The following is a 24448-nucleotide window of genomic DNA, read 5'->3' as shown; positions in this document are numbered from 1 at the left end:
GCACCGCGCACACCGCGCGGTGCGACCCGGCCGTCGGCCGTCCAACTCGTCGGCGGCACGGGGCCGTTCACCGGCCGACCGTGTCCATGTGTGCCCCGTCGCCAGGTGTGAGCAGCGCGAGATGACCCCCGTCGTCGAGCGGTGTCGGGACGGTGAGAGTGGTCAGCGGAACGGCCCGGTCCGCGTCGAAGAGATGGATCTCGCCGTGCCCGCCCCGCGAGACGGCCACCAGCGGGCCTCCCGGCGAGCCGGCGATCGCCCGGCGCTGGACCCCGTCCCACGGCGTACCGCCCCGGCGTGGGGCCCCCGCCATCTCCGGCAGCGGGAGCCGGGCCGTGACGTGCGGACGCCCGCCGGGTCCGGCCGGCGCCGCGAGCAGGACGAGTTCGTCACCGTCCGGGTGGACACGGGCGTACGCGATGTGACGGGCGGTCACCGCCAGCCGGAAGACGAGGCCGGGGCCCAGGTCCAGCCGGCCCGTACTCCCGGTGTCGAGCTGATGCCACCACGCGTCGTTGGTCCAGTCCGGCCACTTCCCGGGATCGGCCGGCCCGCCCCGTACGCAGGACCACAGGGTCCGCCGGACCGGATCGAGCCGCAGATAGAAACCTCGTCCGCCGCTCCGGCCGTCGGCCCCCCAGGGCAGCGGCGGCTCCGTGATGAGCTTGTCGCCTTCCCTGCGGGCGCGGTGCACGCCTGAGCCCGCCGCGGCGAACAGCCGTCCGGTGAGCGGGTCCAGGGCGTCCCCGTGCGCGTCATGGTCCGGCAGGGGTATGCGCTGGAGAGCTTCCGCAGGAGGACAGGCGGGAGCGGCGGCCATCAGGTCGCTGTGCCGGTGAACCGTCAGCTCGCCCGGTTCCCGGTGGCGCAGGACGACCAGCGGCTCCCCGCCGCCGCCGACGACGGTGACGCCCGGTTCGCCGACCCGCGTGCGTACGCGCACGGCGTCGGCGTGCCCCGGTGCCCCGAGGACGACAGCCGTCAGCAGGTCCGACCACGCCTCCCAGTTGCGCCCGAGACCCGTGGTGACGGCGAGATGCCGCCCGGCCGGGTCGGCCGACAGGTGTTCCGCCGGTACGGCGACCGGCACCGCGGTCTCGACCAAGGGCCGTCCCGCGTCGGGACCGTAGGGATCGAGTACGAGCAACTCACCGGCCCGGTCGTCCACGAACGCGGTCCGGTCACCGCGAAGTGCGAGGAACCCGGCGTGCTCGGCGAGGTGCCGACCGTTCAGAGCCGCACGTTCCGTGCCGTCGGGGAGGTCCAACAGGGCTGTCCGGCCCGCTACTTGGTCGGCGACCAGCAGGCGTGGGGGCAGGGTCACGGCGATCTCCGGTTCCGGGGTCAGTTGTCGGGCGCGTTATTGGTAATGATTATCATGACGAGACTGACAGTGGAATCGACGGCAGAACCGACGACAGAACTGAGGAACCCACCCATGCCACGCACCGTGCTGAAAGCCCGCCGATGGATCGCGACCGCCGTCCTGGGAGGTCTGCTGGTCGGCTGCGGCTCCGCGGACCCGGCCGACGACGACTCCGGGGGTGAGGGCGGGAGAGGTGCCACCTCGCGTACCAGCGTCGAGGTGCGGCCCATCGAGGCCGCGAGAGAGATCACCGATGCCAGGAATGTCACCGTCTCCCTGGCGAAGCCCCCGGAGAAGGTCGTCTGCCTGGTGGCGCTCTGCGACGACATCCTCGCGGAGCTGGGCATGACCCCGGCCGCCACCAACTCCGCGCTGCTCGCGCGTCCGACGTTCCTGGGCAAGGAGAAGGCGGCGAAGATACCGGTGGTGCCGGGCGGTTTCCTCAGCCCCGAGGCCGAGGCGATCCTGTCCTACGAACCGGACCTGGTGATCGGCCTTGAGGACACCCACGGCAAGCTCGCGCCCGCGCTGAAGGGCGCCACCACCTTCTGGCCGGTACAGCCGGGCACCTGGCAGGACAGCGTCGGCTATCTGCGCGACCTGGCCGCGCTGACCGGGCGCACCGCGCAGGGGGAGAAGGCGGAGCGGACGTTCCGTACCCGTCTGGCCGAGGCCGAGAAGCACCGGAGCGACGCGACCGCACTGATCATCTTCGGCAGCGACGAGAACTTCGGCGTCGCGACCCCGGAGACCGATGTCGCGGCCGGGCTGTTCCCGAAGATCTCCCACTACCCCTGGAAGAGCCGGGGAGTTGACGGCACGTACAGCCTGGAGGAGATCCTCGCGCGCGACGTCGACGTGCTGTTCGTCGAGACCCTCTCCTTCGGCGCCCCCGACGGCAAGCTGTCCGACAAGCTCGCCGAGAACCCCCTCTGGGCGCAGATTCCAGCCGTCAAGAACGGCAAGGTCATCGAGGTCGACTCCGAGGTGTGGGCCAAGGGGCGCGGCACCCGCTCCCTGGGCCTGGTCCTCGACGAGGCGACGGCCGCGCTCCGGTGACGCACCGGCCTGTCGCGGTTGTCTGTCTGCTGACGGCTGCCCTCGCCGGATCCGTGAGCGCGCTGTGCCTGGGGACGCCCTACGTGGCACCCGACCGGCTCGCACAGACCTTGGGCTCAGATGGCCTTGAGGGCGTCGTCGTCGGCCAACTGCGGTTTCCACGGCTGGTGTTGGCGGTCGTCGCCGGGGCCTGTCTGGGCGCCGCGGGACTTGTGCTCCAGGAGGCGCTGCGCAACCCGCTCGCCGTCCCGGAGATGCTCGGCGTCTCCTCAGGCGCGGCGCTCGGTGTGGCGGCTCCGCTGGTGCTCACCCTGTCCGTGCCGCTCGCCGTGCAGCCGTTCCTCGCGCTCGGCGGGGCGGCCCTCGGCGGGGTGCTCACCCTGGTCGCCGCGGGATTCGGACGCAGCCCCTCGGCGGTGCTGCTCACCGGGGCCGCCGTCGCCGCGGCGCTTCAGGCGGGGCTGCTGGTGCTCATGGTGCTGGCCGACCAACTCGATCTCCAGCTCATCTACCGCTATCTGCTGGGCAGTCTCTCCGGCAGGACCTGGGACGACGTCACAGGTCTCTGGCCGTGGCTCGTGGTGGCGGTACCGGCACTCGTGCTCTGCGTGCCGGTGCTCGGAGTGCTGCGGCTCGGGGACGACGACGCCCGCACGCTGGGCGTACGGGTCGGCCGCGCAAGGGTCGCCGCGCTGGCCATCGCCGTTGTCCTGATCGCCCCGGTCGTGGCCGTCTGTGGACCGGTGGCCTGGGTCGGCTTCCTCGCACCCCAACTGGCCAGGCGGCTGCGGCCGGACGGCGACGCGGGACGCCTGCTCGTCCTGTCGGCGGCGTGCGGTGCCGTCGTGGTGCTCTGCGCCGACCAGCCGGCGCGCCTCGCCCTGGCTCCGGTCGAGACCCCGGTGGGGGCCTGGACCGCGCTGGTCGGCGTGCCCGTGGGGGTCGCGCTGCTGAAGCTGCGGGGGCGGGGAGCCCGGACCGAGGTCCGCGTGGCACCTGCCGGGCGGTACGGGGCGGCGGCCGGTCCGGTACGGGACGGCCCACCGCCCCTTCTGCGGAAGGCCGAACGATGAGCGCGCCACCGCCGCTGCCGTGGTCCCCGCCGCCGGTCGTCGCGGACAGGACTGGGCGTGCCCTGCGCGCCGTGCGGGGCGGGCCCGCCAGGATCGCGGTCCTCGCGCTGCTCGTCGTTGTGGTCGGCTGCGCCGACCTGGTCGCAGGACGTGCCCTCTCCCTCGCCGATGTCCGGGACGTCCTGCTCGGGGGCGGCGACCCCATGGCCCGGCACATCGTGCTCCAACTCCGCGTGCCCCGGCTGCTGGTGGCCCTGGTCGCGGGCGCGAGCCTGGGACTGGCGGGGCTCGTGCTCCAGTCGGCGCTGCGCAATCCGCTGGCCGGGCCCGAGGTCACCGGCGTCACCCCGGGCGCGGTGCTCGGCGCCGTGACAGCCACCGGGCTCGGGCTCGCCGGCTGGGAGTCCCCGACGGCGGTGGTCGTCGCGGCGTGTCTCGGCGGCTTCGCCGGAGCGGGACTGCTCTGGCTGCTCGCCGGGCGGGAGAAGGGCGATCCCGAACAGACCGCGGTGTACGGCGTGCTCGTCTCCGCCGTGCTCGCCGGATGCACCGCCATGGTGCTGCTGGTCGCGCCGGGGGAGCTGGGCAGTGTCGTCCAGTGGCTGATCGGCTCCACGGAGGGGCGGGTCTGGCAGCACTGGCACCTGCTGTGGCCCTGGGCCCTGGCGTGGGCGGTGGCGGCCTGGCTGCTCGCCGGGCCGCTGACGCTGCTGCGCTGCGGCGACGAACAGGCCGCTGCGGCCGGGCTCGACACCGGCCGGGGCCGGGCGGCGGCCCTGGTCTGCGCGGTGGCGCTGACGGCCGGCGCGGTCTCCGCGGTGGGCGCGCTCGGCTTCGTCGGGCTGCTGGTGCCGCATCTGGCGCTGGCGCTCTTCGGCGCCGATCTGCGGATCGCGCTCCCCGGCGCGGCGCTGCTCGGGGCGGTCGTGGTGTGCGGGGCCGACGCCGCGGCGCAGGCGCTGTCCCGGTCGCTGACCGAGGTGCTCGACACGGACCGGCTCACGGTTCCGGTGGGCGCGCTGACCACCTGTGCCGGTGCGGTGCTGCTGCTGATCGTGGCCCGCCGGCGTACGGACGAGCGATGAACGGCCGGCGCGATCCCTCGCGAAGGACGCCGGGGACACGCCGCGATGGGGAGAGAAGGCGACACGATGACTGAGGATTCCGGCGCCGTCCGGGCCGAGAACCTGAGCTTCGGGTATCCGGGGCGGGATGTCCTGCGCGGCGTCGATCTGCGTATCGGGGCCGGCGAACTGGTGGCCCTGATCGGGCTGAACGGCTGCGGCAAGAGCACCTTCCTGAAACTCGCCGCCGGGCTGCTCGCCCCGACCGGGGGGCGCGTACTGCTGGAAGGGGACGAGGCGGTCCGGCTGACCAGACGGGCCGCCGCCCGCCGCGTCGCGCTGCTGCATCAATCGGCCCCGGCCGTGCCGGGACTGACGGTACGTCAGATGGTTCGGCAGGGGCGTTACGCCGCGCGGGGGCCGCTCGGGATGCTCCGGGACGGCGACGACGAGGTGACCGTGCGGGCGCTCGCCGATGTGGGGGTCACCGCCTGGGCCGACCGCCCGGTGGACGCCCTGTCCGGTGGCGAGCGCCAACGGGTGCGGCTGGCCATGGCGTTGGCCCAGGACACCCGGGTTCTCTTCCTCGACGAGCCCACCACCTATCTGGATCTGCGGCACCAACTGGAAGTGCTCCAGACGGTGGTGCGGCTGCGCGAGGAGCGCGGGCTGACGGTGGTGATGGTGCTCCACGACCTCAACCACGCTGCCCGATTCGCGGACCGGATCGTCGCCCTGCGCGACGGCCGGGTGGCCGCCGACGGCACGCCGCACGAGGTGGTCGACCCCACGCTGCTCGCCGAAGTGCTCGGTGTCCGGGGCCGGGTGGGCCTCGACGACGAGGGCGGCTGGCCGGTCTGTTACCCAGATCACCCTGTCGAGCTCTCCCAGCTATTGCGGAATGAAAATCATATTCATTAGTGTCGGTGGTGCGGCGAGCAGGACAGCCGCAACCGCCAATCGAAACCAATGGAGGCAGCAACTCATGGAGCACAACAAGGTGTTCAGCCCGATCGCCGACCAGGGCCAGCTCGCCCACCTCTCCGCGACCCACTCGAACGCCCTCGTCGAGAACCCCTTCGACGACACCGTCGAGGCCGCCACCGCGGACGAGAAGTAGCACAACTCCTGCTGGCGACAGCAGGTTCGTAAGCAGCGCGACGGGCCCGTCCGGCTCCGTTCCGGGCGGGCCCGTCCCGTTCAAGACCACGCCCCCTGACAGCGATCAATCCCCGGAGGTTCCCGTGACCCGCAGCCGACTCGCTTCCGGCACCGGGATCGTCAGCGTCCCCGGTGCCGGCCTCGTACTGCGCACCGCGGACGGGGAGTTCCTGCGCGTCGACACCGGTCACGCCGACGCCGAGGCGCTGACGCACCGGCTGGTCACGGGGGAGGGCGGGCACGGTACGCGGACGCAGGCCGAACTCGCGCCGCTGGTCGGGGCGTTCGAGAAGGCGGGCTATGCCCTTCCGGCAGCGGCGGGACCGCCGCGACGTCCGCTGCTCGGACGCACGGTGCTCGTCCTGGGCGACCCCGTTCTCACCGCGCCGCTCGCACGCTTCGCCGGAGCCGAGGGCGCCGACGTCCACCCGGCGGAACCGGAACAGGTCACCCGGCTCGTGGCGGGCCCCGCGCCCGACACCCCGACCGCGGTGGTCTGGTGCCTCGATTCGCCTGTTCCGACCGGGCTTTGGGACGAGGCCGACCGACTGCCCGGACTGGGCGTCGGCTGGCTCCGCTGTCACCGGGAGGGCGCCCACAGCTGGATCGAACCCGCCGCCTCCGCCCCCGGGGACGTCACCTCCGCCCACGTACGCCTGCGCAGGCTCGCCGCCACCCCCGCCCACCGTGAACTCGCCGCCTACTGGGCCGGGCACCGCACCCCCGACACCGGCCCGCACCCCACCGAGGCGTCGGCCGCGCTGATCGCCGCGCTGCTCACCGCCGACCTCGCGGGCTGGGCGGCCGGAGAACGGCACCCTGCCTCCCGTCTGCCCGCCCGGCGCGGACTGCGGCGGCTGGACCTGAGGGACCTGACCCTCACCGAGCACCCCGTCCTGCCCGTTCCCGAGGTCGCTCCGATGCCCGCCCCCGCCGGGCGGACGGGCAGCCGGCCATGACCCTCCGGACCCTGTACGTCACGGCGCCGGACGGCAGCCGGCTGGCGACCGACGTGTGTCTGCCGCCAACGCCTGATCCACACCCCGCTGTTGTGATCAGAACCCCTTACGGCCGCACCGCCCACCGTGCCGAGCTGCGCGGCTGGGCGGCGCGCGGATTCGCCGCCGTCGCCCAGGACGTGCGGGGCAGGCACGGCTCGGAAGGGGAGTGGCACCCGTACCGGAGCCATGAGGAGGAGGACGGTGCCGCGACCATCGCCTGGGTGCGGCGCCAGGCATGGAGCAACCGTCAGGTGGTCGCCGCCGGAGCCTCGTACGCCGCCTACTGCGGGCTCGTGACCGCCGTGACCGCTGGGCCGCACGGCGAAGGTCACGGTGACGGCGCGCCGGATGCCGTGATCGCGGCCGTCCCCGCCCTCGGACTCGCCGAGACGGCCCGCGAGTCCACCGGGCCCGAGCGGCTCCGGGCGCGGGCCGGCTGGTGGGCGGCGCACGGCGACCGCTCCGACTCGGACCCCGACGCGCTGGAGAAGGCCCTGGCCAGGGATCCCCGGCTCCTTGAACACCTCCCGGTCGTCGGACTGGGGGAGCGGCTGGACCGCGAACTCCCTTCCTGGAGCGGGGTGTGGGACGACTGCCGGCGCGGCCGGCTGGTCCTGCTCGGTTCGGCCGCCCGGATTCCGCTCCTCGCGGTCGGCGGCACCCGTGATCCGTTCGCCGAGGACACGGTGGCGCTGTGGCGGGGCTGGGGCGGCCCGTCCCGGCTGCTGCTCGGACCGTGGGGCCACCGGCTCACCGGGGGAGCCGCGCCGGTCGCCGGGCTTGCCGCAGGCGGCCGGATCAACCTCGGTGCCCTGTACGTACGGTGGGCGAAGGCGGCTCTCTCGGATCGGATCGACCACACCCGGCGCGGTGTCATCGCGCTGGGTGACAGCGGCCGTTGGTGCCGTGTGCCGGGATCGGACGACGGTCCGGTTCGTGAAACGGCGGGCGTGGCCGGGCAGTTGGCGAGCGCCGCGCACGGAGCGCCGGCCTCCCCACGACCCACTGCCCTGGCCTTCGGCAGCCCCACCGGCCTGCGGCTGCTGCACGGCGCGGAGTTCACCGCCGACCCGGACCGGCCTGTCCGTTCCGACGGTTTCACCGTCCCGGCGCAGCCTGAGCGCGCCGACCGGTGCGTGCTGCTCTCGCCCCCGCTGCCCCGCCCGCTCGATCTGGCCGGGCACGCCGAGGCCAGGGTCCGGGCTGTCAGCGACGCGCCGTGCGCCGACTGGGCCGTGCGGGTCGTCGCCCTCGATCCGGACGGCCGCGCCGACCCGCTCGCCTTCGGCATCGTCCGGCGCACCGACCCGCCCGGCGAAACCGTCGACATCACCGTGCCGCTCGGCACCCTGGGCCGCCGTCTCGACGCCGGGACCAGACTCCGCGTCGAGATCGCCGGACACCACTTCCCCGCCCACGCCCGCAACCCGCACACCGGCGAGGACCCGGTGACCGCCACCCGCCTCGCGCCGTCCCGCAGGACCGTACTGACCCGGGGCAGCGCCCTGCTCCTGCCCGTCACCGCCCGACGCGAATACGTCGAGCCCGTACCGGAGACATGCCGTTGACCACCTCCCTGCCGATCGACGCCCTCGTCGATCCCGTCTGCGGCCTCATCCGTGACGTGGCGCCCGTCGAGCACCCCGACGGCGCCCCGCCCCGCTATGTCGCCATGACCGCCAATGTCTCCGACGCCCGCCGGCTCGGCGCCTGGCCGGCCGACCGCGTCTCGCTCGGCACCACGTTCGGTGACCCCGACGGCGCCCGGATCGCCGCCGTAGCCGAGGCCGTTGAGCGTTACTGCGGCAACCGACTCCCGCCGCCCGGCCACCCGCGGGCGCCCCGGCGCGCCACCGCCGCCCAACTGGCCTCGGAGGGACTGTGTCTGTACGGGCCCGGTGAACTGCCCTCGTACGCCTCCTGGCAGTACGGCCGCGACGGATTCCCGTACGCCCCGCTCCGGGCCGGAACACCGGCACTGTGGACGCGGGGTACCGAGGACGGGCGGGAGTGCTGGGCGCCCGTCGCCCTGACCCATCTCAACTGGCGGCAGGGCGAGCTGCGTTCACTCCCGCGCACCCACCACCTCAACTACGCGGGGATAGCCACTGGCCAGGGATACGACGACGCCGTCGAGCGCGGGCTCCTCGAAGTCGTGGAGCGCGACGCCCTGGAGCTGTGGTGGCATCTCGACGGTCCCACCCGTGGCATCGACCCGGCGACGGTGCCCGGCCTCGCCGAGGACCTGGCGGGCGCGGACCTGGAGGTCCACATCGTGGAGATGCCCTCCGAGTTCGCCCCCTGCATGGCCGCCCTCGTCCACGATCCCGGGCGCGGCATCCACGCCGCCGGATTCGCCTGCCGCTACGACCCGGCCGAAGCGGCCCGCAAGGCGGTCCTGGAGGCCGTGCACACCTGGGTGTTCACGCAGGGCGCGGTGAACGCCGACGGCTGGGTGTTCCGGGCCGTGGAGGCCGGCATGCTCGCCCGCGGCCTCTACCTCGGCCACCGGGCCGACCGGCGCTATCTCGACGACTGCGGACCGCAGTTCGCCGCCGTACGCGACCTCGGCGCGCATGTGCAGGTCTGGCTGGACGACCGGATGACGCCCCTGGCCCGGCGGTTCACCGCACCCGCTCTCGGCACGGTCCCCGTCACCGACCGCGCCCGGGGGAGCCGTGCGGCACTGGACGCCGCCCTCGCCGCCGGGGGACACCGGGTGATGACCTTCGACCTCACCACTGAGGACGTCGCCGAGACCTCGCTGCGCGTGGCCCGCGTCCTGGTCTCCGGTCTGATCCCCAACGCCCCCGCCGCCTTCGGCTACTTCGGTTCTCCCCGCTTCGCCGAAGCCGCGCTCGGCAGAGGCTGGCGGACCCAACCACCCGCCGGGCCCGCGGACTTCACGCTCGCTCCGCCACCACACATGTGAAGGCACCCCGCCCATGACTCACGCTCCCGTATCCGCCACCGCCGGAGAGACCCTGCGTCGGGCCCTCGCCCTCGCCAGGTCCGCCCGTGTGCCCTCCCGTGCAGCCCTGGCGCCGCGCCGGTCCTTCCCCTGGGCCGGTGAGCCGTCGTCTCGCCTCGCGCCGCTGGGCGCGCCGGAGAGCCCGGGTGGGCACGGCGGACCGGAGCAGAAGTCCTCGGCCGGCGAACGGGTCGACGTGGACCGCCTGTTGAGGCTCTCACTCGCGGTGCCCGGCGGCAGCGGTGCGGGCCGGCTGCGCCCCGTACCGTCCGCCGGCGCCCTGCACCCCGTCCGGACCCACCTGCTGGTGGGAGAGGGCTGCTCGCTGCCACCCGGGCGGTACGCCTACGATCCGGGCACCCACCGGATCCACCGCCGTGGCCAGGCCCCGGCGTCCGCTTCGGCCGACGGGCCGCGAGGAGTTGTCGCCGTACTCACGGTCGACGCCGTCGACACGCTCACCCACTACGGCCACCGGGCCTGGCCCCTGCTCCTTCTGGACGCCGGCCACGCCGTGGCGGCCCTGGTGCTCGCGGCGTCCGGAACCGATACGGCGGTCTGCCTGGACGCGGACGGTGCCACCCTCGCGGCGGCGGCCGGACTCCCGCGGGCGGGCGAGTGGACGGCGCTCTGGCCGGGGACCGAACCTGAACAGCCCCTGGCCGCCGTCCACTTCACCCCTCGCGAGACCGCCCGTCCGGACGACCCGCTGTCCGTCTGGGCCTCGCTGCCGCTCGCCGCCGCCCCCTCCCCGGCCGTGGGCGGAGCACCGCCCGGCGCGCTCACCGAAACGCGGCAACTCCTCGAACTCCTCGGCGCGGGCGAACAGTCCAGACGCACCTGGCACCCGGTAACCCGCCCCGCGCACGTCACCGACCGCGTGCTGACCGGGCGCCGGAGCGCCGACCCGGCCGATCTCACGCAGCCGCTCCCCGAGGACCTGCTGGCCCGGATCCTCACCACGGCCGTCGGCGCGTGGCCGGGCGGACCCGCGTGGAGCGCGGCCGTCGGCGCCCCCTCGCCCGCGCTGCTCACCCTCACCCCCCGGGACACCGACCGCGCCCGGACACCGGCCTGCCCACGGCCGCGCCCCGCCGTGCCACCCGCACCGGCTCTGAGCGTCCTGGCCGCCGGAGAGGCGCGGCCCACCCTCGCCCACTGGGCGGCAGGACAGCGCTGGATCGCCGACGCCGGAGCCGTACTCCTGGCCCACGGCTGTCCCTCCGACGCCTCCGCGTCCCGGATCGGACTCGACCACCTCGCCGCCGGATACGCCGCCGGAATCGCCCATGTCCACGCGGTGGCAGAGGGGTTGCCGGCACGGCCCGTCGGCTCCTGGCAACAGGCCGACCTCGGAGCCGCACTCGGCGAGGCCCCCGGCCGCGACTGGATCGTGCACGCTCTCGCCCTCGGCGGCCCGCCCGCCCCGAACTCTCCGTCCTACGAGGAAGAACGCCCATGATGCTCCACCCCGAACTCCTACGGGCCTCGCGCGGCGCGGCCCGGCCGCTCGCGCTCGCCACCGCCCTGCTCGCCGCCGTCACACTCACCCATCTCGCGCAGGCGGTCCTGCTCGCCGTCGTACTGTCCCGGATCGCCCGCGGCGACCTGGACGGACTGCCCGCGCTGCTCGGAGGGGTGTTCGCCGTCGTTCTCGTACGAGCCGTCCTGGCCAGGGCACAGCGGCTGACGGCCGTGACGGCGGGAGCGACCGTCCGGGTCCGGCTCCGCGACGACCTGCTGGCACGCCTCGGGCGCCTGGGGCCGACCGCGGTCACCGGCGCGCGGGCGGGCGCGGTCAGGGCGACCGTCGTGGACGGTGTGGAGGGCGTGGACTCCTATGTGTCCCGCTACCTCCCGCAGTTGGTCATCACCTGCACCGTGCCCTTCGTGCTGCTCGGCGTCGTCGCCCACGTGGAGCCGCTCGCCGTACTGGCCCTCGCCCCCGCGCTGTTGCTCGCGCTGTTCGGACCGCGCTGGTGGGACAGGCTCCTGGCGCGCCGTGGCAGGGAACACTGGGACACCTACGAGGCGTTGGCGGCCGACTACCTGGAAGCGTTGCAGGGGATGGCGACGCTGCGTGCCACCGGAGCGGTCGGACGTACGCGGGAACGGCTGGGGCGGCGTTCGGCGGCGCTGCACCGTGCCACCGTGGCCAAGCTGCGCGTCTCGCTGGTCGACACCGGCCTCACCGATCTCGCGGTCCAGGGCGGCACGGCCGCGGCGGTCCTGGTCGCGTGCGCCGCCGCGACCACCGGGCGTACCACCGAGGTCGGAACGTACCTCCTCCTGCTGCTGGCGTCGGAGTGCTTCCGGCCGGTCCGTGACCTCTCCCGCGAATGGCACGCGGGCTATCTCGGCGTCTCCGCGGCCGACGGCATCGCCGCGCTGCGCACCGCCGAAGCCAAGGTGGCCGATCACGGTAGGGCTTCCGCGACGTGGGACGCGGCCCCCCAAGTCACCTTCCACGACGTCCACTTCACCCACCCCGGCACGGAGCTGCCCGCCCTCGACGGGGTCACCTTCACCGTCGCCGCCGGGCGCACCACGGCCATCGTGGGACCTTCCGGGGCGGGCAAGTCGACTCTCCTCAGCCTGCTGCTGCGCCAACGCGACCCGGACAGCGGACAGATCACCGTCGGCGGGGCGCCCACCGCCGCGTACGCGCTCGACTCCCTGCGCCGGGGCATCGCCGTGGTGTCCCAGGAGACGTATCTCTTCCACAGCACGGTGGCGGACAACCTGCGCCTGGCCCGGCCCTCCGCGACCGATGCCGAACTACGCGCGGCGGCACGAACGGCGGGCATCCACGAGGAGATCGCCCGTCTGCCGGACGGTTACGACACGCTCGTCGGTGAACGCGGCGCCACACTCTCGGGCGGGCAGCGCCAACGTCTCGCGCTCGCACGGGCGTTGCTCGCCGACGCGCCGGTCCTGGTCCTGGACGAGGCGACGAGCGCGGTCGACCGGCGCGGCGAGGCCCGGATCGTGAGCGAACTCCTGACGGCGAGCCGTGGACGTACCTGCCTCGTCGTCGCCCACCGGCTCGACGCCGTACGCCACGCCGACCACATCGTCGTCCTCGACGCGGGCCGTGTCGTCGCGGCAGGCGATCACCCGAGCCTGCTGGCGAGCGGAGGCGTCTACGCCTCGCTCGTCGCCGCGGGCAGCGGCGCCGTCCGGGAGGAACAGGCCGCGTGAAGCAACCGCCCCAGCAGCGACCCGACGAATCCCGCGCGGCCATACACGACGGCAGTCCGGCCGGTGCCCTGCGCTCCCTGCTGCCCGTTCTCGGCGCGCACCGCGCCATGCTGGTACGCACCTGTCTGGCCGCCCTGACCGGCCAGGCGACGCTGGTCGCCCTGGTCACCCTCGGCGCGTACGCCGTGGGCACAGCGGTGACCGAGCACCGCCCCCCGTCCACCGCCACGGTCATCGCGCTCATCGGGCTCGTCCTGATCAGAGGGGTCTCCACCTGGTGGGAGATGGACCTCTCGCACGACCTCGCCTACCGGGTCCTCGCCGAACTGCGGGTCCGCGTCTTCGACGGGCTCGCCCGCAGCGCGCCCGCCCGGATCGCGGGCCGCCGAAGCGGCGATCTCGCCGCGACCGCCCTCGGTGACGTGGAAGCCCTTGAATTCTTCTACGCCCACGCCATCGCCCAACTCCTCGCCTCCGGGCTGGTGTTCGGCGCGGCGGCGGTGGTGCTCGCCACGCTGGACCCCTGGCTGCTCGCCGCCGTACTGCCGGCCGCGCTGCTGCTCGCCCTGGCGCCCGTCCTGGACGGCCGCGGCCGTGCCGTGCGGGGAGCCCGCACCCGGACCGCGCTCGCCGAACTCTCCGCCGAGACGGTCGAGACGGTCGACGGCCTGCGCGAGCTGCTGACGGCCGGGGCCCTGGACCGCAGGCGGGCCCGTCTGCGGTCGTCCGGCCACCGGCTGGCCCGGGAACAGCGGGCCGAGCAGTCCTGGGAAGCGAGCGCGGCGGGCCTGCGCGATCTGCTGGTCGTCGGCGCGGTGATCGGCGTGGTCGCCGCGACGGTGTACGTGGCCGACGGCGGCCGGCTCGAAGGAGCCTGGGCACCCGCCGCGATGGCGCTGGCCCTCGGCGCACTGGCACCGGTCGCCGACTCCGCGGCGACGCTGGGCCAGGCCGGCGGGCTGCGCGCCGCGGCCGTCCGGGTCCGCGCCGCGCTCCAGGCACCCGCGGGCGCGCCGGAACCGGCGGCTCCCCGCCCCGTACCGGCCGGACCGCTCGGGATACGGCTGCGCGGCGTGCGGTTCGGATACGGCGGCGGGGCGGTGCTGGACGGACTCGACCTGACGGTACGGCCCGGAGAGACCGTGGCCCTCGTCGGGGCGTCGGGGGCGGGCAAGACGACCTGCGCACATCTGCTGGCGCGCTACTGGGACCCGCACGAGGGGGCTGTCGAGCTGGTGCCGGAGTCCGGCGCCGACCCCGCCGACCTGAGGGATCTGTCCGAGCCGGACCTGCGAGCGGCGATCGCCGTCGTCGGACAGGAGGCCCCCCTCTTCCACGGCACCCTCGCCGAGAACCTGCTGCTCGGAGCTCCTGACGCCACCACGGAGCAGCTGCGCGCGGTGATCCGTGTCTGTGGCATCGAATCACTCGTCGGCGCCCTCCCCGAAGGACTCGGCACCGCGGTCGGCGAACGGGGCGCCACCCTGTCCGGCGGACAGCGGGCCCGGGTGGCCCTGGCCAGGGCGCTGCTCGGCGACCCCCGGGTCCTGGTCCTCGACGAGACCACGGCACATCTCGACCACCGGGGCGACGCCGAACTCGCCGCGGCCCTCGCGCGGGTCTCCGCCGGCCGTACGACCCTGGTGATCGCCCACCGCCCCGCCACCGTCCGCAGAGCCGACCGCATCGCGGTGCTGGAGGACGGACGGGTCGTGGAGGAGGGAACCTGGGACGAACTGACGTGTTCCGGGGGCGCGTTCGCGCAGCTCTTCCGAGCTGGCTGATCGGGTCGGCCGGCACGGGCGGTCAGAGATAGTCACCGGCCTCGGCTCCCAGCACGTTCAGAAGTGCCAGGGCCTCGGCCCCGGAGGATCCCGGGGGCGCGCTGTAGAGCACGAGGCGCTGGTCGCGGTCGGTGAGCGTGAGCGCGTCGCAGTCGACGGTGATCTCGCCGACGACCGGATGGCGGAAGGTCTTCGTGAGCATCGGCGCGGCCCGCACGTCGTGCCGTGCCCAGAGCCGGGCGAACTCGGGGCTGCCGTCGTGGAGTTCGTCGACGAGACCGGTCACAGCGGGATCCGCCGGGTAGCGGGCGACGGTGGCGCGGAGCTCCATGACGACCTGCTGCCGGAACTCGGCGGCGTCGGAGATCCCGTACAGCTCGGCGCCGGGTCGCCGCGGCTCAAGGAACGCCCGGCGCGCGAGATTGCGGTCCCTCGGGGCCAGCGCGCCGAAGTCCTCCATGAGCGCGGCCGTCAGATCGTTCCACGCGAGTACCTCGAACACGGCGGACGTCACGAAGGCGGCCGTCCGCGGCAGCCGGTCGAGGAGCGTGAGGATGCTCGGGCGGACGTCGCGCCGGTGCAGACGGTTACGGGTCGGCGCGGTGCCCGCGAGGTTGTGGAGGTGGTCGGACTCGGCGTCGGTGAGCCGCAGCGCGCCCGCGATCCCGGCCAGGACCTCGCCCGACGGCCGCGGCGCCCTGCCCTGTTCGAGCCGGACGTAGTACTCCGTGGAGATGTGCGCGAGGACCGCGGCCTCCTCACGGCGAAGACCTGGTGTCCGGCGTCGCGGCCCGGAGGGCAGACCCACATCCTCCGGCCGTAGCCGCTCGCGGCGGCTGCGGAGGAACGCGCCGAGTTCCTGTCTGTTCATACTCCAAGTCTGCACGCCACGCGGCGGCGGATCCTGGTACCGCCTGTGCCTGTATCCGGCCCGGTGGCCGACCCGACAGTGTCGTCATGACCAACACCACTCACATCGCACCCATCGGCCTGCTCACCGGCAAGGTCGTGTTCATCACGGGCGCCAGCCGCGGCATCGGCGCCGCCGCGGCCCGGCTCTTCGCCTCGGAGGGCGCCGCCGTCGTGCTCGCCGCCCGCGGCACGGACGCGCTGCGGCGGATCGTCGGCGAGATACGTGCCGACGGAGGCGTCGCCGACGCCGTGACCCTGGACCTCGCCGACCGTACGAGTGTCCGCGCGGCGGTCGGCCGCGTCGAGGAGCTGCACGGACGGCTCGACGGCGCCTTCAACAACGGCGCCGCGATCCAGCGGCCAGGCCCGCTGGAAACCACGAGCGACGAGGACATCGACGAGCAGTTCGCCGTGAACTTCCGCTCGCACTGGACCGCCATGACCGCCGAGGCCGCCCTCATGCGACAGAACGGCGGCGGCGCGATCGTCAACACGTCGAGCATCGGCAGCCGCCGCGCGAACCCGGCCCTCCCCGCGTACGGCGCCATGAAGCGCGCGCTCAACAGCATCACCGAGACCGCGGCCGTGACCTGGGGCCGTCAGGGCGTCCGGGTGAACGGCATCACGCCCGGCGGCACCGCCACGGAGATGATCGACGCGTGGGAGGCGGTCTCCCCGGGCATCATCGAGCGCAACATCGCCATGACCCCGCTCGGCCGCATGGCCGAGCCCCGTGAGGTGGCCGAGGTGGCGGCGTGGCTGCTCAGCGACCGTGCCGCGATGGTGACCGGCGCGATCGTCCCGGTCGACGGCGGCGCCGGCGCCTGAAGGCCCTGAGGCCGTCGCCCACGCTCTGAGGACGTCGCCCAGGCCGTGCGGTCGACGCTCCGACCGGATTGCCCCGGCCCGGTACTCTCTCCGGGTGACTCGGCAACCTCCACCTGGTGAGCGGCGGCCCGCGAACGAAGGGCGCAAGGCCGCCGCCCGCAACCGGGCGGCGCTTGTCGCCGCCGCCCGGGAGATCTACGCGGACCAGGGCCTGAACGCTCCGCTCTCCGCCATAGCGCGGCGAGCCGGAGTGGGGCAGGCAGTGCTGTATCGGCACTTTCCCGATCGTGCCGCCGTCGCCACCGCCGTTCTGGGCGAGAACGTCCGGCAGATCGAGCAGGCGGCGGCAGCGCGGGGGGCGGACATCGCCGGGGTGCTCGGTGTTCTGACCTGGCATCAGACCCAGTCCGCCGCCTTCATCAGCATCCTGCACGCCGATGGTCTGGCCGGCCGCTCCGGCGATCTCTCGTACGCCTTCGAGCTGTCCGGGCGGGTCGAGCATGCCCTTCGGACACTGCTGCCTGACGGCCATCCGCTGACCGGCGCGGAAGGCGATCTCATGATCGCTGTCGCCATGGTCTCCGGTGCCGTCACCGGCCCCACCCGCGAGCAGCGGGAACACCGAGCGCTGGCGGGATGGCGGCTGCTCGGTGTCGAGGTGGGACCGGTGGGCCCCTTCGAGGAGTGAAGGGTGCGGTCAGCCGCCGTTGGACTGCCTGACACCTTCCGCCAGCGCGTCGAAGGAGTAGAGGTAGCCCCCCGCGGGGCCGCTGACAGTCATATAGGCCTTGGTCCCGCCGGGCGTGATCGCGACATTGGTGGCCGATTCGAGCCCTTCGGCCTCGCGCCCTCCGGCCTGGGCGGGAACCGTGACGGTGGCCAGACGCTCACCGTGCCGGTTGTAGACCACCATCGCGGCGCGGCCGTGCAGACCCTGATAGAGGTTTCCGTCCGCGTCCACGGCGATCGAGTCCGTCTGTGCCGTCCCGCCGTCGACCCGGATCGCGGTGTGCTGGGAAGTGACCCCGCCCTTGTCGTCCAGGCGGAGGTAGGAGATGCGGTTCTGAGTGAGCTCGCTGACCCACAGACCACGGTAATCCGCGTCGAACGAGATCCCGTTCGGCGCTGCCAGCTCATCCGCCAGGACAGTCACGCTCTTCCCCGCGCGGTCGATCCGCACCACGCGCCCGGTCGCCTCGCCCTCGGACATGCCTCGTGAATCGCTGATGTACAGGTTGCCGTCCCGGTCGAACGCGAGGTCGTCCGGGTTCATCCGCGCTCCGTCGACCTCACCGGAGAAGAAGGTGCGCCGGTCACCGCCGTCCGGGGCCAGGCTCACGATGTCGCCGTGGGAGAAGTCGGTGAGATAGACGCGCCCGTCGTACGGGCTGAACTGGGCCGATGTGTAGGCGCCCCGGCCGTCGGTGTGGACCGGGCGCGACGTCTTCTTCGCCGTGTCGACACTCAGCACCTTGGGCTCGCCGGCGGGTGCGGTGACATCGACGACGAGCAGCTTGCCGTCCTCGCCGAAGGTCGGACCCTCCAGCAGGGTCATGCCGGTCTCTTCGTGCACCTTCGTCAGCCGCATGACCTTCTGGGCCCGGATGGTCCTGTCCGCGCCCGTGGCCGCCGCCGTGTTCCCGGCCGCCGCGGCGCCCCCGGCCGCTCCGCCTGTGCCGGTACCGCACCCGGTGAGGGTCAGCAGACCGATCGCGGCAAGCCCGCTGAGGGATCGGATCGGGATTCGTCGCATGGGGTCACTCTCTCTGTCCGAGGTAGCCGTTCCGAGGCGGACGGATGCTTCCTCCGCCTCAACCGGACAACGCTGTCCGGTAGTTGCTACGGTAGTACATGCCTGCTCAAGTCCGGTGACTCCTCTGCCAGTTGTCGGACAAGCGGCTTTCTGGACGTGAACCGGAAGGATCGAGATCCCCCACATGACGAACTCCGAAATGACGAACTCCGAAGCGTTGTCCGCCACCGAACTCGCCGAGTTGAGGCGGCGCTATCGCGTCGAACGGGAACGGCGCGTGCGCCCCGACGGCGCTCGGCAGTACCTCGCCGCCGACGCCCGTTTCGGCTACTACGCCGACGATCCGTACGCGGGTGAGACGCCCGAGCGTGAGCCGCTGCGGGACAGGGTGGACGTCGCGGTCGTCGGCGGCGGCTTCGGCGGCATCCTCGCCGGCGCGCGTCTGCGCCAACGGGGGGTCGGACGCGTCCGCGTAGTGGAGAAGGGCGGTGACTTCGGAGGCACCTGGTACTGGAACCGGTACCCGGGCATCCACTGCGACGTCGAGTCGCACGTCTACCTTCCGCTGCTCGACGAGACCGGATACGTACCGGAGTGGAAGTACGCTCCCGGCGAGGAGATCCGCCGGCACGCGGTACGGATCTCCGAGAAGTTCGACCTCTACGCGGACGCGTTGTTCTCCACGTCGGTCACGTCCTTGACCTGGGACGAGACCGCGGAGGCATGGATCGTCACGACCGACAGGGGCGACGAGTTCCGCGCCACGTACGTCGTCACGGCCACCGGCACCCTGTCCGAGCTGAAACTTCCCGGCATCCCCGGGATCGAGGACTTCAAGGGCCACACCTTCCATACGTCGCGCTGGGACTACGCCTACACCGGTGGCACCCCGGACGGCGGCCTCACCGGCCTCTCGGGCAAGCGCGTGGGCGTGGTCGGCACCGGCGCCACGGGCATCCAGGTCGTCCCGAAGCTCGCCGAGGACGCCGGACATCTCTACGTCTTCCAGCGCACCCCCTCCACCGTGGACGTGCGCGCCAACCGCCGCACCACCGCGCAGGACGTCGGCGCCGACCACGACGGCTGGGCACGGGAGCGCCGTGACAACTTCCTGCGCGTGGTGTCCGGCGAATCCGTGGGGGAGGATCTCGTGGCGGACCGGTGGACCTCGTCCGCCGGCCTGCTGGAGAAGCTCCTGCCGAGCTTCCGCCGCCCGGCCGACCGGAAGGCGTTCGAAGCGGCCTACGAGGTCACGGACGGCGCCAAGATGAACGAGATCCGGGCCCGCGTGGAGCGGATCGTCATCGACGCGGACACGGCGGAGAAGCTCAAACCCTGGTACCGGTACGCCTGCAAGCGCCCCACGTTCTCCGACCTGTACCTCCAGGCGTTCAATCTCGACAATGTCACCCTGGTCGACACCGCGGACACCCACGGCATCGAGCGGATGACCGAGCGCGGGGTCGTGGTCGGCGGCACCGAGTACGCACTCGACTGTCTGATCCTCGCCACCGGGTTCTCCGTCGGCACCTCCGGTGTCCACTCCGGCCACCTGCCCGTCCACGGCCGGGGCGGCGTCCAACTGCGGCACGCCTGGCAGCAGGAGGGCCCGCGGACCCTGCACGGCTTCACGAGCAACGGCTTCCCGAACCTGATCCAGTTGGGGGGCACGCAGAGCGCCAGCAGCGTCAACTACACGCACGTGCTCGACGAGCACGCCGTACACGCGGCGGCCCTCGTCGCGGGCGCGGAAGCCAGTGGCGCCGTCATCGAACCGTCCCGCGAGGCGGAGGACGCCTGGATCGCCGTTCTGGCCGGGGGCGCCCCCGACCACGAGTGGTTCCACGCCGAGTGCACCCCCGGCTACTACAACGGTGAGGGACGCGGCCGGCCGAACGGCCCGACCGCCTACCCCCACGGCGCGTACGCCTTCCACGAACTCCTGAAGCGATGGCGGGAGGAGTCCCTGGACGAGGTCCTCCAGGACAGGACGTCCACTCGGCCGTAGGGCTGCCGATGCGTCCAGGGTGGCGCGACGAGTGCTGTGGAAGTGCCGCACCCGCCGATGAGAAGCCGGGTGCGGCAGCCCCTACTCCCAGGATTTCGGGGGTTAGGTCCTGTCCGGTGGATCTTCGCGGGCCCGGATCGCCTGGCACGGCACCTCGCCGCGTTGCCGAAGTGCCCACAGGAAACCACCCTGCGGGCACTTCGGCGCCTTGCGATGCACCGCACCAGACGCCCCGGGCTATCCCCGAAGATCCACCGGACAGGACCTAGTCGCGGATGTCCTGCAGCAGCCACTCGCGGGGGATCTCCCGGCCCAGGCCCCGCTCCCGGGCACGTTCGTAGACGAGGGCCGCGATGGCGTGGAACTGGGCTCCCTGGATGTTGCCGCGTTCCGAGAAGGTCACCTGGCTCTCGTCTTCGCGGGCGCGGGCGCGGCCTTCGAGCACGGCGTCGAGGCGCACCACCCGGGCGGTGCCCGGCGGCCGGCGGGCCTCCTTGCCATGGCGGTGGCGCTGCCAGACGGGATCGTCGGGCCGAGCCCGGTAGGTCACGTACTCGTCGTCGGTCGCCCAGGCCGGCGCCGACGTCGGCACGCTGGCACTGCCCAGCCGGAGCCAGACATCGACGCGCCGCAGCGCGTCGGCGTCCAGGCGCCCGCCGACGCAGGTGATGTGAGTTCCCGGCCGCAGCGGGCTTCCGAGGACGACGCTGCCGACCGCATCGGTGCATCCGGCCACCATGTCGGCGCCCTCATGAGCCTTCCCGGGCGTGTCCACCGCCACCACGTCGATGCCGTGCTTCTCGCGCATCTCCGCGGCGAATCGCTCCCGGTTCGCCCGGGTGGGGCTGTAGACCCGCACCCGCTCCAGCGGGCGCACCGTACGGAACGCCTCGATGTGGCTCCGTGCCATCCCGCCCGAACCGAGCAGCCCCAGTACGCGGGCGTCCTCGCGTGCTCCGAAGTCCGCGCCGATCGCGGAGTCGGCCCCCACGCGCAGATGCTGCAACAGCCCGTCGTTGAGCAGCGCGAGGGGTTCACCGGTGCGCGCGTCGAGCAGAAGCACCAGCCCGCAGAAGGTCCCCGGTTCCACGCAGTACTTCTCCTGGGTCCGGTTGCTCCCGGTGGTGACCTCCGTGAGCAGGTCCGACTTCATGCGGATGGCGACGTAGCCGGTACGCGCCGATCCGCCGTCCATCGTTCCCCACTGGTAGACGCGCTCGTCGTCCACGGGCAGGGACAGGTCGATGCGCGGACGGCAGACGGCGATACCCGCGCTCAGGTCCCGATAGGACTGTTCGAGGGCCCGCACGACATCGGGCATGGTGAGCACGCCGGCCGTGACCTCGTTGTTGAGAACGAGCATGAGTCTCCCCTCAGTCGGCTTCCGTCCGGGCCGGGGCCTGGTGGCCGGGGCCGGTCAGGTACGCAGTGGTGTACCGGGGCCCTCGGCCTCGACCCGGGCCAGGAGGTGGCGCCACATCGTCGACACGTTGAACGCCGCGCCGAGGTCCGGCAGTTCGGCGAGGTCCTCGTCGGGGATCGGGCGCAGCGGCGCACCCGTGGAGGCGACGGCGAGCGCCATGCGGGCAAGGGAGTCGACGGCCAGGGCCCGGGTCACGGCCTCCGCGACCGCATGGGCGGGGTCACCCGTGCCCACGGCGACCAGGCCGTGACCCCGCAGGACGACCACGGGACGGTCGCCGAGCGCGGCCACCATCGCCTCCGCAAGATCGCGGCGGCGGATCAGCGCCGAACGGGGCCACACGGGGATGCCGTCGTGGGCGAGCCGTGCGGCAGGGATGTCGTACGACCCGATGAGCGGGAGCCAGGGCAGCTCCGCGACGGACGCGGCGACGACCGGCGGGGGATGGGCGTGCACGACCGCCGTGACCTCCGGCCGGGCGCGCAACACCTCGCTGTGGATGGGCAGTTCCTTCGGTGTGGCCCAGTCGTCCGACGAGACCTCGGCCGCGCCGTCGAGAGTGACCTGCCGCACGTCCTTGATGACGGTGAACGCGAGGCCGCGCTCGTTGGGTCCGCGTCCGCGTACGAGGAAGGAGTCGGGGCCGGTCCGGACGCTGACATGACCGAGGACGTGCTCGACCAGCCCGGTGACCGCGAGCACACGGCACGCGACGGCGACCTGCTCACGCAGCATCTCGTACGAATCCTGGGGCGGCTCGGTCATCGACGCCCCGATCCGGAGTCGGCTGGGCTATGGGTCTGTTGGTATGACTTTAATCCATTGAGTAAGATAGCGTCAATGAAGCCTCTGACCAATGGGAGAATGCGGGTATGTCATCACGCCCCGGCCAGTCCCAATCCCCTGAGGCCGAAGTCGGGACCTCCGCCAAGCGGAGCGCCTCGTCCGACGGTCTCTTCAAGGCGGTTTCCTCAAGTCGCGTCTCCCAGCTGATCGTCGACCAGATCAAACTGCTGTTGAAGGAGGAGCGCCTGCAGCCCGGCGACCGGCTTCCCAGTGAGCGAGAACTGTGCGTGCAGTTCGGGGTCAGCCGGGTGACAGTGCGTGAGGCGCTGCGCAGTCTGGAGACCAGCGGACTGGTCGAGATCCGGGTCGGTGCCCGGGGCGGCGCGTTCGTGACGGCGCCGTCGTCGCGCCGGGTGGGGGAGGGGCTGGCCGATCTGCTGACCCTGTCGCCGCTGTCCGCGTCCGAAGTCACCGAGGCGCGGCTGGTGTTCGAGCTCGGGATCATCCCCCTGATCGTCGAGCGTGCCACCGAGGAGGACCTCGACGCGCTCCGAGTGATGTGTGACGAGCACGCGGAAGCGGTCAAGCAGGGCGCGTACGACATGGAGATGTCCGCCGCCTTCCACACCCGCGTCGCCGCGTGCACGCACAACGCCGCGATCGAGATGCTCGTGCAGTCCTTCCACGGCCCGCTGCTCATGAGTCTGCGCGAGGCGCAGAGTGTGGAGCCGAAGATGGGTCAGTACGGATCGAAGGAACACCGCCAGTTCGTCGACGCCGTCGCCGCGCGGGACGCGGAGGCGGCGACGGAGATCATGCGTACGCATGTCGGGCGGACGGCTTCGCGGGTGAAGGCCGACAGCGGAGGCAAGTGACCGAAGCGCGGACGAGTCCCGGGTCCTGTTGGGCCCGGGACTCTTTCATGTCCGACGGTAAGGCATTATGGTCATACCATCAGATGGTTCCAGGGCGTGGCTTCAGCCGGCACAGAAGGCAGCATGGGCAAGCAGGGACGGGTCTTCGTCCGCGGCCTGACCTCGCAGACGTACGGGCTCGGCGAGTTCCGGCGCAAACAGTTGGCCGTCGACCGGGTGCGCGACGACTCCGTGGTCGTCGACGACGCGAAGGTGGCCCACTCGGGCGACAGCGAGAAGTCCCGGACGTGGTGGCGCGTGGGTCCGGGCGACGAGGACTTCCTCACCCAGACGATCCAGGTGCACTTCGTTGAACTGCCCCCGCGGTCCAGCAACCACGGGCACGGGCACCAGAACGAGGCGGCCTTCTACATCCTGGAGGGCCGTGGCTACGAGATCCACGACGACAAGCGTTACGACTGGACCAAGGACGACCTCGTGTTCGTCCACACCGACTCGGTGCACCGCCACTTCAACCCCTACGACGAGACCGCCACCGCCCTGGTGGTGAAGGCCAAGAGCACCTGGATGTTCATGGGCCTCCTGCAGCAGGGACGCAGCGGCCCCGTCGAGGGCGAGGAGAGGTTCGGGCCCCGCGAGGACTGGTCGCGGATCTGGACACCCGGGGTCGGGGACCGCAAGAAGGTCATCGGCGTCGGGGACACCACCTGGGAGAACACACCGCTCGGCCGTGTCCGGGTGATGTCCTCACCGGAGCGCACCGATGCCCGCATCTTCTCGATCGACGCGTTCGAACTCGACATCCCCGCCGGCAGCCGCTCGGGCAAGTACTGGAAGATGGCCGACGAGGTCCACTACGTGCTCGACGGCAGTGGCTACGCCCTCCAGTGGGAGGTCGAGGCGGAGATCGCCGAGAAGTACTACGCGCGGGTCGCCAAGGAGCCCACGCGGCACGAGATCACGAAGGGCGACACGCTGTACGTGCCGCAGAACCACGTCTGCCAGCTCTTCGCCTACGACGGCACACCGCTGCGCGTGCTCTCGGCGCAGAACCGTGTCTTCAAGCACCTCGGCTACGACACGGTGCACTTCATGGAGGACGCCCCCGAGTACGAGGCACCCGGGGTCTGATCAGAATCGGCCGGAACGGCCGTTGCCCCACACCGCGGACACGGTGTGGGGC

The 24448-nt window shown here is 72.7% G+C and carries 21 protein-coding genes; 16 read left to right on the top strand and 5 right to left on the bottom strand.

Translation table 11 applies throughout. The features are described from left to right. Window positions 1-67: 67 nt before the first annotated feature. Entirely contained in the window at window positions 68-1324 is a 1257-nt protein-coding gene (locus ACFWV8_RS35785; protein ID WP_384214200.1) for a hypothetical protein, read from the bottom strand. A 114-nt stretch (window positions 1325-1438) separates the two neighbouring features. Between ACFWV8_RS35785 and ACFWV8_RS35780 the strand changes: the two genes are divergently transcribed. From ACFWV8_RS35780 to ACFWV8_RS35730, 11 genes are all read left to right on the top strand, one after another. Then, the gene (locus tag ACFWV8_RS35780; protein WP_384214198.1) at window positions 1439-2425 is read left to right on the top strand and encodes an ABC transporter substrate-binding protein; all 987 of its coding nucleotides are present in this window, start codon (window positions 1439-1441) and stop codon (window positions 2423-2425) included. Continuing rightward, entirely contained in the window at window positions 2422-3498 is a 1077-nt protein-coding gene (locus tag ACFWV8_RS35775) for a FecCD family ABC transporter permease (RefSeq protein ID WP_384214196.1), read from the top strand. Before ACFWV8_RS35780 ends, ACFWV8_RS35775 begins: the two co-directional genes overlap by 4 nt. Then, window positions 3495-4583, top strand: a complete 1089-nt coding sequence (locus ACFWV8_RS35770; RefSeq protein WP_384214194.1) for a FecCD family ABC transporter permease — start codon at window positions 3495-3497, stop codon at window positions 4581-4583. The genes ACFWV8_RS35775 and ACFWV8_RS35770 overlap by 4 nt, the downstream gene beginning before the upstream one ends. A gap of 66 nt (window positions 4584-4649) precedes the next feature. Further along, window positions 4650-5483 carry an ABC transporter ATP-binding protein gene (locus tag ACFWV8_RS35765; protein WP_384214192.1) on the top strand — a complete coding sequence of 278 codons (834 nt, stop codon included), beginning with the start codon at window positions 4650-4652 and terminating at the stop codon, window positions 5481-5483. Window positions 5484-5547: 64 nt separating this feature from the next. Beyond that, complete coding sequence (gene amiA / locus ACFWV8_RS35760) at window positions 5548-5682, top strand: streptamidine family RiPP (RefSeq protein WP_329391973.1); 135 nt, start codon at window positions 5548-5550, stop codon at window positions 5680-5682. Between the two features lie 124 nt (window positions 5683-5806). Further along, window positions 5807-6682, top strand: a complete 876-nt coding sequence (locus ACFWV8_RS35755; RefSeq protein WP_384214189.1) for a hypothetical protein — start codon at window positions 5807-5809, stop codon at window positions 6680-6682. Further along, window positions 6679-8292: a CocE/NonD family hydrolase gene (locus ACFWV8_RS35750; RefSeq protein WP_384214187.1), complete on the top strand. Its 1614-nt coding sequence runs from the start codon at window positions 6679-6681 to the stop codon at window positions 8290-8292. Before ACFWV8_RS35755 ends, ACFWV8_RS35750 begins: the two co-directional genes overlap by 4 nt. Next, entirely contained in the window at window positions 8289-9656 is a 1368-nt protein-coding gene (locus tag ACFWV8_RS35745) for a YcaO-like family protein (RefSeq protein ID WP_384214204.1), read from the top strand. Before ACFWV8_RS35750 ends, ACFWV8_RS35745 begins: the two co-directional genes overlap by 4 nt. 13 nt (window positions 9657-9669) lie before the next feature. Further along, window positions 9670-11157, top strand: coding sequence for a nitroreductase (locus ACFWV8_RS35740; protein WP_384214185.1), 1488 nt, complete (start codon window positions 9670-9672; stop codon window positions 11155-11157). After that, entirely contained in the window at window positions 11154-12896 is a 1743-nt protein-coding gene (locus ACFWV8_RS35735; protein WP_384214183.1) for an ABC transporter ATP-binding protein/permease, read from the top strand. Before ACFWV8_RS35740 ends, ACFWV8_RS35735 begins: the two co-directional genes overlap by 4 nt. Continuing rightward, window positions 12893-14680, top strand: a complete 1788-nt coding sequence (locus ACFWV8_RS35730) for an ABC transporter ATP-binding protein (protein WP_384214181.1) — start codon at window positions 12893-12895, stop codon at window positions 14678-14680. The genes ACFWV8_RS35735 and ACFWV8_RS35730 overlap by 4 nt, the downstream gene beginning before the upstream one ends. A gap of 22 nt (window positions 14681-14702) precedes the next feature. On the opposite strand, the gene ACFWV8_RS35725 is transcribed toward ACFWV8_RS35730, so the two are convergent. Further along, complete coding sequence (locus tag ACFWV8_RS35725; RefSeq protein ID WP_384214179.1) at window positions 14703-15551, bottom strand: helix-turn-helix transcriptional regulator; 849 nt, start codon at window positions 15549-15551, stop codon at window positions 14703-14705. An 86-nt stretch (window positions 15552-15637) separates the two neighbouring features. On the opposite strand from ACFWV8_RS35725, the gene ACFWV8_RS35720 reads away from it, so the two are divergent. Next, entirely contained in the window at window positions 15638-16420 is a 783-nt protein-coding gene (locus ACFWV8_RS35720) for an SDR family NAD(P)-dependent oxidoreductase (RefSeq protein WP_384214177.1), read from the top strand. A gap of 94 nt (window positions 16421-16514) precedes the next feature. Then, window positions 16515-17108 (top strand): helix-turn-helix domain-containing protein, encoded by a 594-nt coding sequence (locus tag ACFWV8_RS35715; RefSeq protein WP_384214175.1) that lies wholly within the window; start codon window positions 16515-16517, stop codon window positions 17106-17108. Window positions 17109-17117: 9 nt separating this feature from the next. Here the strand turns inward: ACFWV8_RS35715 and ACFWV8_RS35710 are convergent, their stop codons facing one another. Continuing rightward, a complete protein-coding gene (locus ACFWV8_RS35710) occupies window positions 17118-18173 on the bottom strand; it encodes an SMP-30/gluconolactonase/LRE family protein (protein WP_384214173.1) in 1056 nt (351 codons plus the stop codon). Window positions 18174-18372: 199 nt separating this feature from the next. Here ACFWV8_RS35710 and ACFWV8_RS35705 point away from each other — a divergent pair, with 199 nt between their 5' ends. Next, window positions 18373-20181, top strand: coding sequence for a flavin-containing monooxygenase (locus ACFWV8_RS35705; RefSeq protein WP_384214202.1), 1809 nt, complete (start codon window positions 18373-18375; stop codon window positions 20179-20181). Between the two features lie 265 nt (window positions 20182-20446). Here ACFWV8_RS35705 and ACFWV8_RS35700 read toward each other — a convergent pair whose 3' ends face one another. Both ACFWV8_RS35700 and ACFWV8_RS35695 read right to left on the bottom strand, forming a co-directional pair. Beyond that, the gene (locus tag ACFWV8_RS35700) at window positions 20447-21544 is read right to left on the bottom strand and encodes an ornithine cyclodeaminase family protein (protein ID WP_384214171.1); all 1098 of its coding nucleotides are present in this window, start codon (window positions 21542-21544) and stop codon (window positions 20447-20449) included. A 54-nt stretch (window positions 21545-21598) separates the two neighbouring features. Then, window positions 21599-22369 carry a class II aldolase/adducin family protein gene (locus ACFWV8_RS35695; RefSeq protein WP_384214169.1) on the bottom strand — a complete coding sequence of 257 codons (771 nt, stop codon included), beginning with the start codon at window positions 22367-22369 and terminating at the stop codon, window positions 21599-21601. A 107-nt stretch (window positions 22370-22476) separates the two neighbouring features. Between ACFWV8_RS35695 and ACFWV8_RS35690 the strand changes: the two genes are divergently transcribed. Together ACFWV8_RS35690 and ACFWV8_RS35685 are read left to right on the top strand one after the other, a co-directional pair. After that, complete coding sequence (locus tag ACFWV8_RS35690) at window positions 22477-23265, top strand: FadR/GntR family transcriptional regulator (RefSeq protein ID WP_384214167.1); 789 nt, start codon at window positions 22477-22479, stop codon at window positions 23263-23265. Between the two features lie 123 nt (window positions 23266-23388). Further along, entirely contained in the window at window positions 23389-24396 is a 1008-nt protein-coding gene (locus tag ACFWV8_RS35685) for a cupin domain-containing protein (RefSeq protein WP_384214165.1), read from the top strand. The last annotated feature ends 52 nt before the right edge of the window (window positions 24397-24448 follow it).

The sequence above is a fragment of the Streptomyces sp. NPDC058665 genome (genome assembly GCF_042714995.1).
Lineage (GTDB): Bacteria > Actinomycetota > Actinomycetes > Streptomycetales > Streptomycetaceae > Streptomyces.
The sequence above is the reverse complement of the archived record's forward strand: the minus strand, read 5'-3'. Positions and strand labels throughout refer to the sequence as shown.

Coding starts and splice junctions, on each gene's coding strand:
- ACFWV8_RS35695 (WP_384214169.1), bottom strand. CDS start 22,369: ATGACCGAGCCGCCCCAGGATTCGTACGAGATGCTGCGTGAGCAGGTC.
- ACFWV8_RS35735 (WP_384214183.1), top strand. CDS start 11,154: ATGATGCTCCACCCCGAACTCCTACGGGCCTCGCGCGGCGCGGCCCGG.
- ACFWV8_RS35705 (WP_384214202.1), top strand. CDS start 18,373: ATGACGAACTCCGAAGCGTTGTCCGCCACCGAACTCGCCGAGTTGAGG.
- ACFWV8_RS35710 (WP_384214173.1), bottom strand. CDS start 18,173: ATGCGACGAATCCCGATCCGATCCCTCAGCGGGCTTGCCGCGATCGGT.
- ACFWV8_RS35765 (WP_384214192.1), top strand. CDS start 4,650: ATGACTGAGGATTCCGGCGCCGTCCGGGCCGAGAACCTGAGCTTCGGG.
- amiA (WP_329391973.1), top strand. CDS start 5,548: ATGGAGCACAACAAGGTGTTCAGCCCGATCGCCGACCAGGGCCAGCTC.
- ACFWV8_RS35725 (WP_384214179.1), bottom strand. CDS start 15,551: ATGAACAGACAGGAACTCGGCGCGTTCCTCCGCAGCCGCCGCGAGCGG.
- ACFWV8_RS35700 (WP_384214171.1), bottom strand. CDS start 21,544: ATGCTCGTTCTCAACAACGAGGTCACGGCCGGCGTGCTCACCATGCCC.
- ACFWV8_RS35770 (WP_384214194.1), top strand. CDS start 3,495: ATGAGCGCGCCACCGCCGCTGCCGTGGTCCCCGCCGCCGGTCGTCGCG.
- ACFWV8_RS35740 (WP_384214185.1), top strand. CDS start 9,670: ATGACTCACGCTCCCGTATCCGCCACCGCCGGAGAGACCCTGCGTCGG.
- ACFWV8_RS35690 (WP_384214167.1), top strand. CDS start 22,477: ATGTCATCACGCCCCGGCCAGTCCCAATCCCCTGAGGCCGAAGTCGGG.
- ACFWV8_RS35780 (WP_384214198.1), top strand. CDS start 1,439: ATGCCACGCACCGTGCTGAAAGCCCGCCGATGGATCGCGACCGCCGTC.
- ACFWV8_RS35720 (WP_384214177.1), top strand. CDS start 15,638: ATGACCAACACCACTCACATCGCACCCATCGGCCTGCTCACCGGCAAG.
- ACFWV8_RS35685 (WP_384214165.1), top strand. CDS start 23,389: ATGGGCAAGCAGGGACGGGTCTTCGTCCGCGGCCTGACCTCGCAGACG.
- ACFWV8_RS35750 (WP_384214187.1), top strand. CDS start 6,679: ATGACCCTCCGGACCCTGTACGTCACGGCGCCGGACGGCAGCCGGCTG.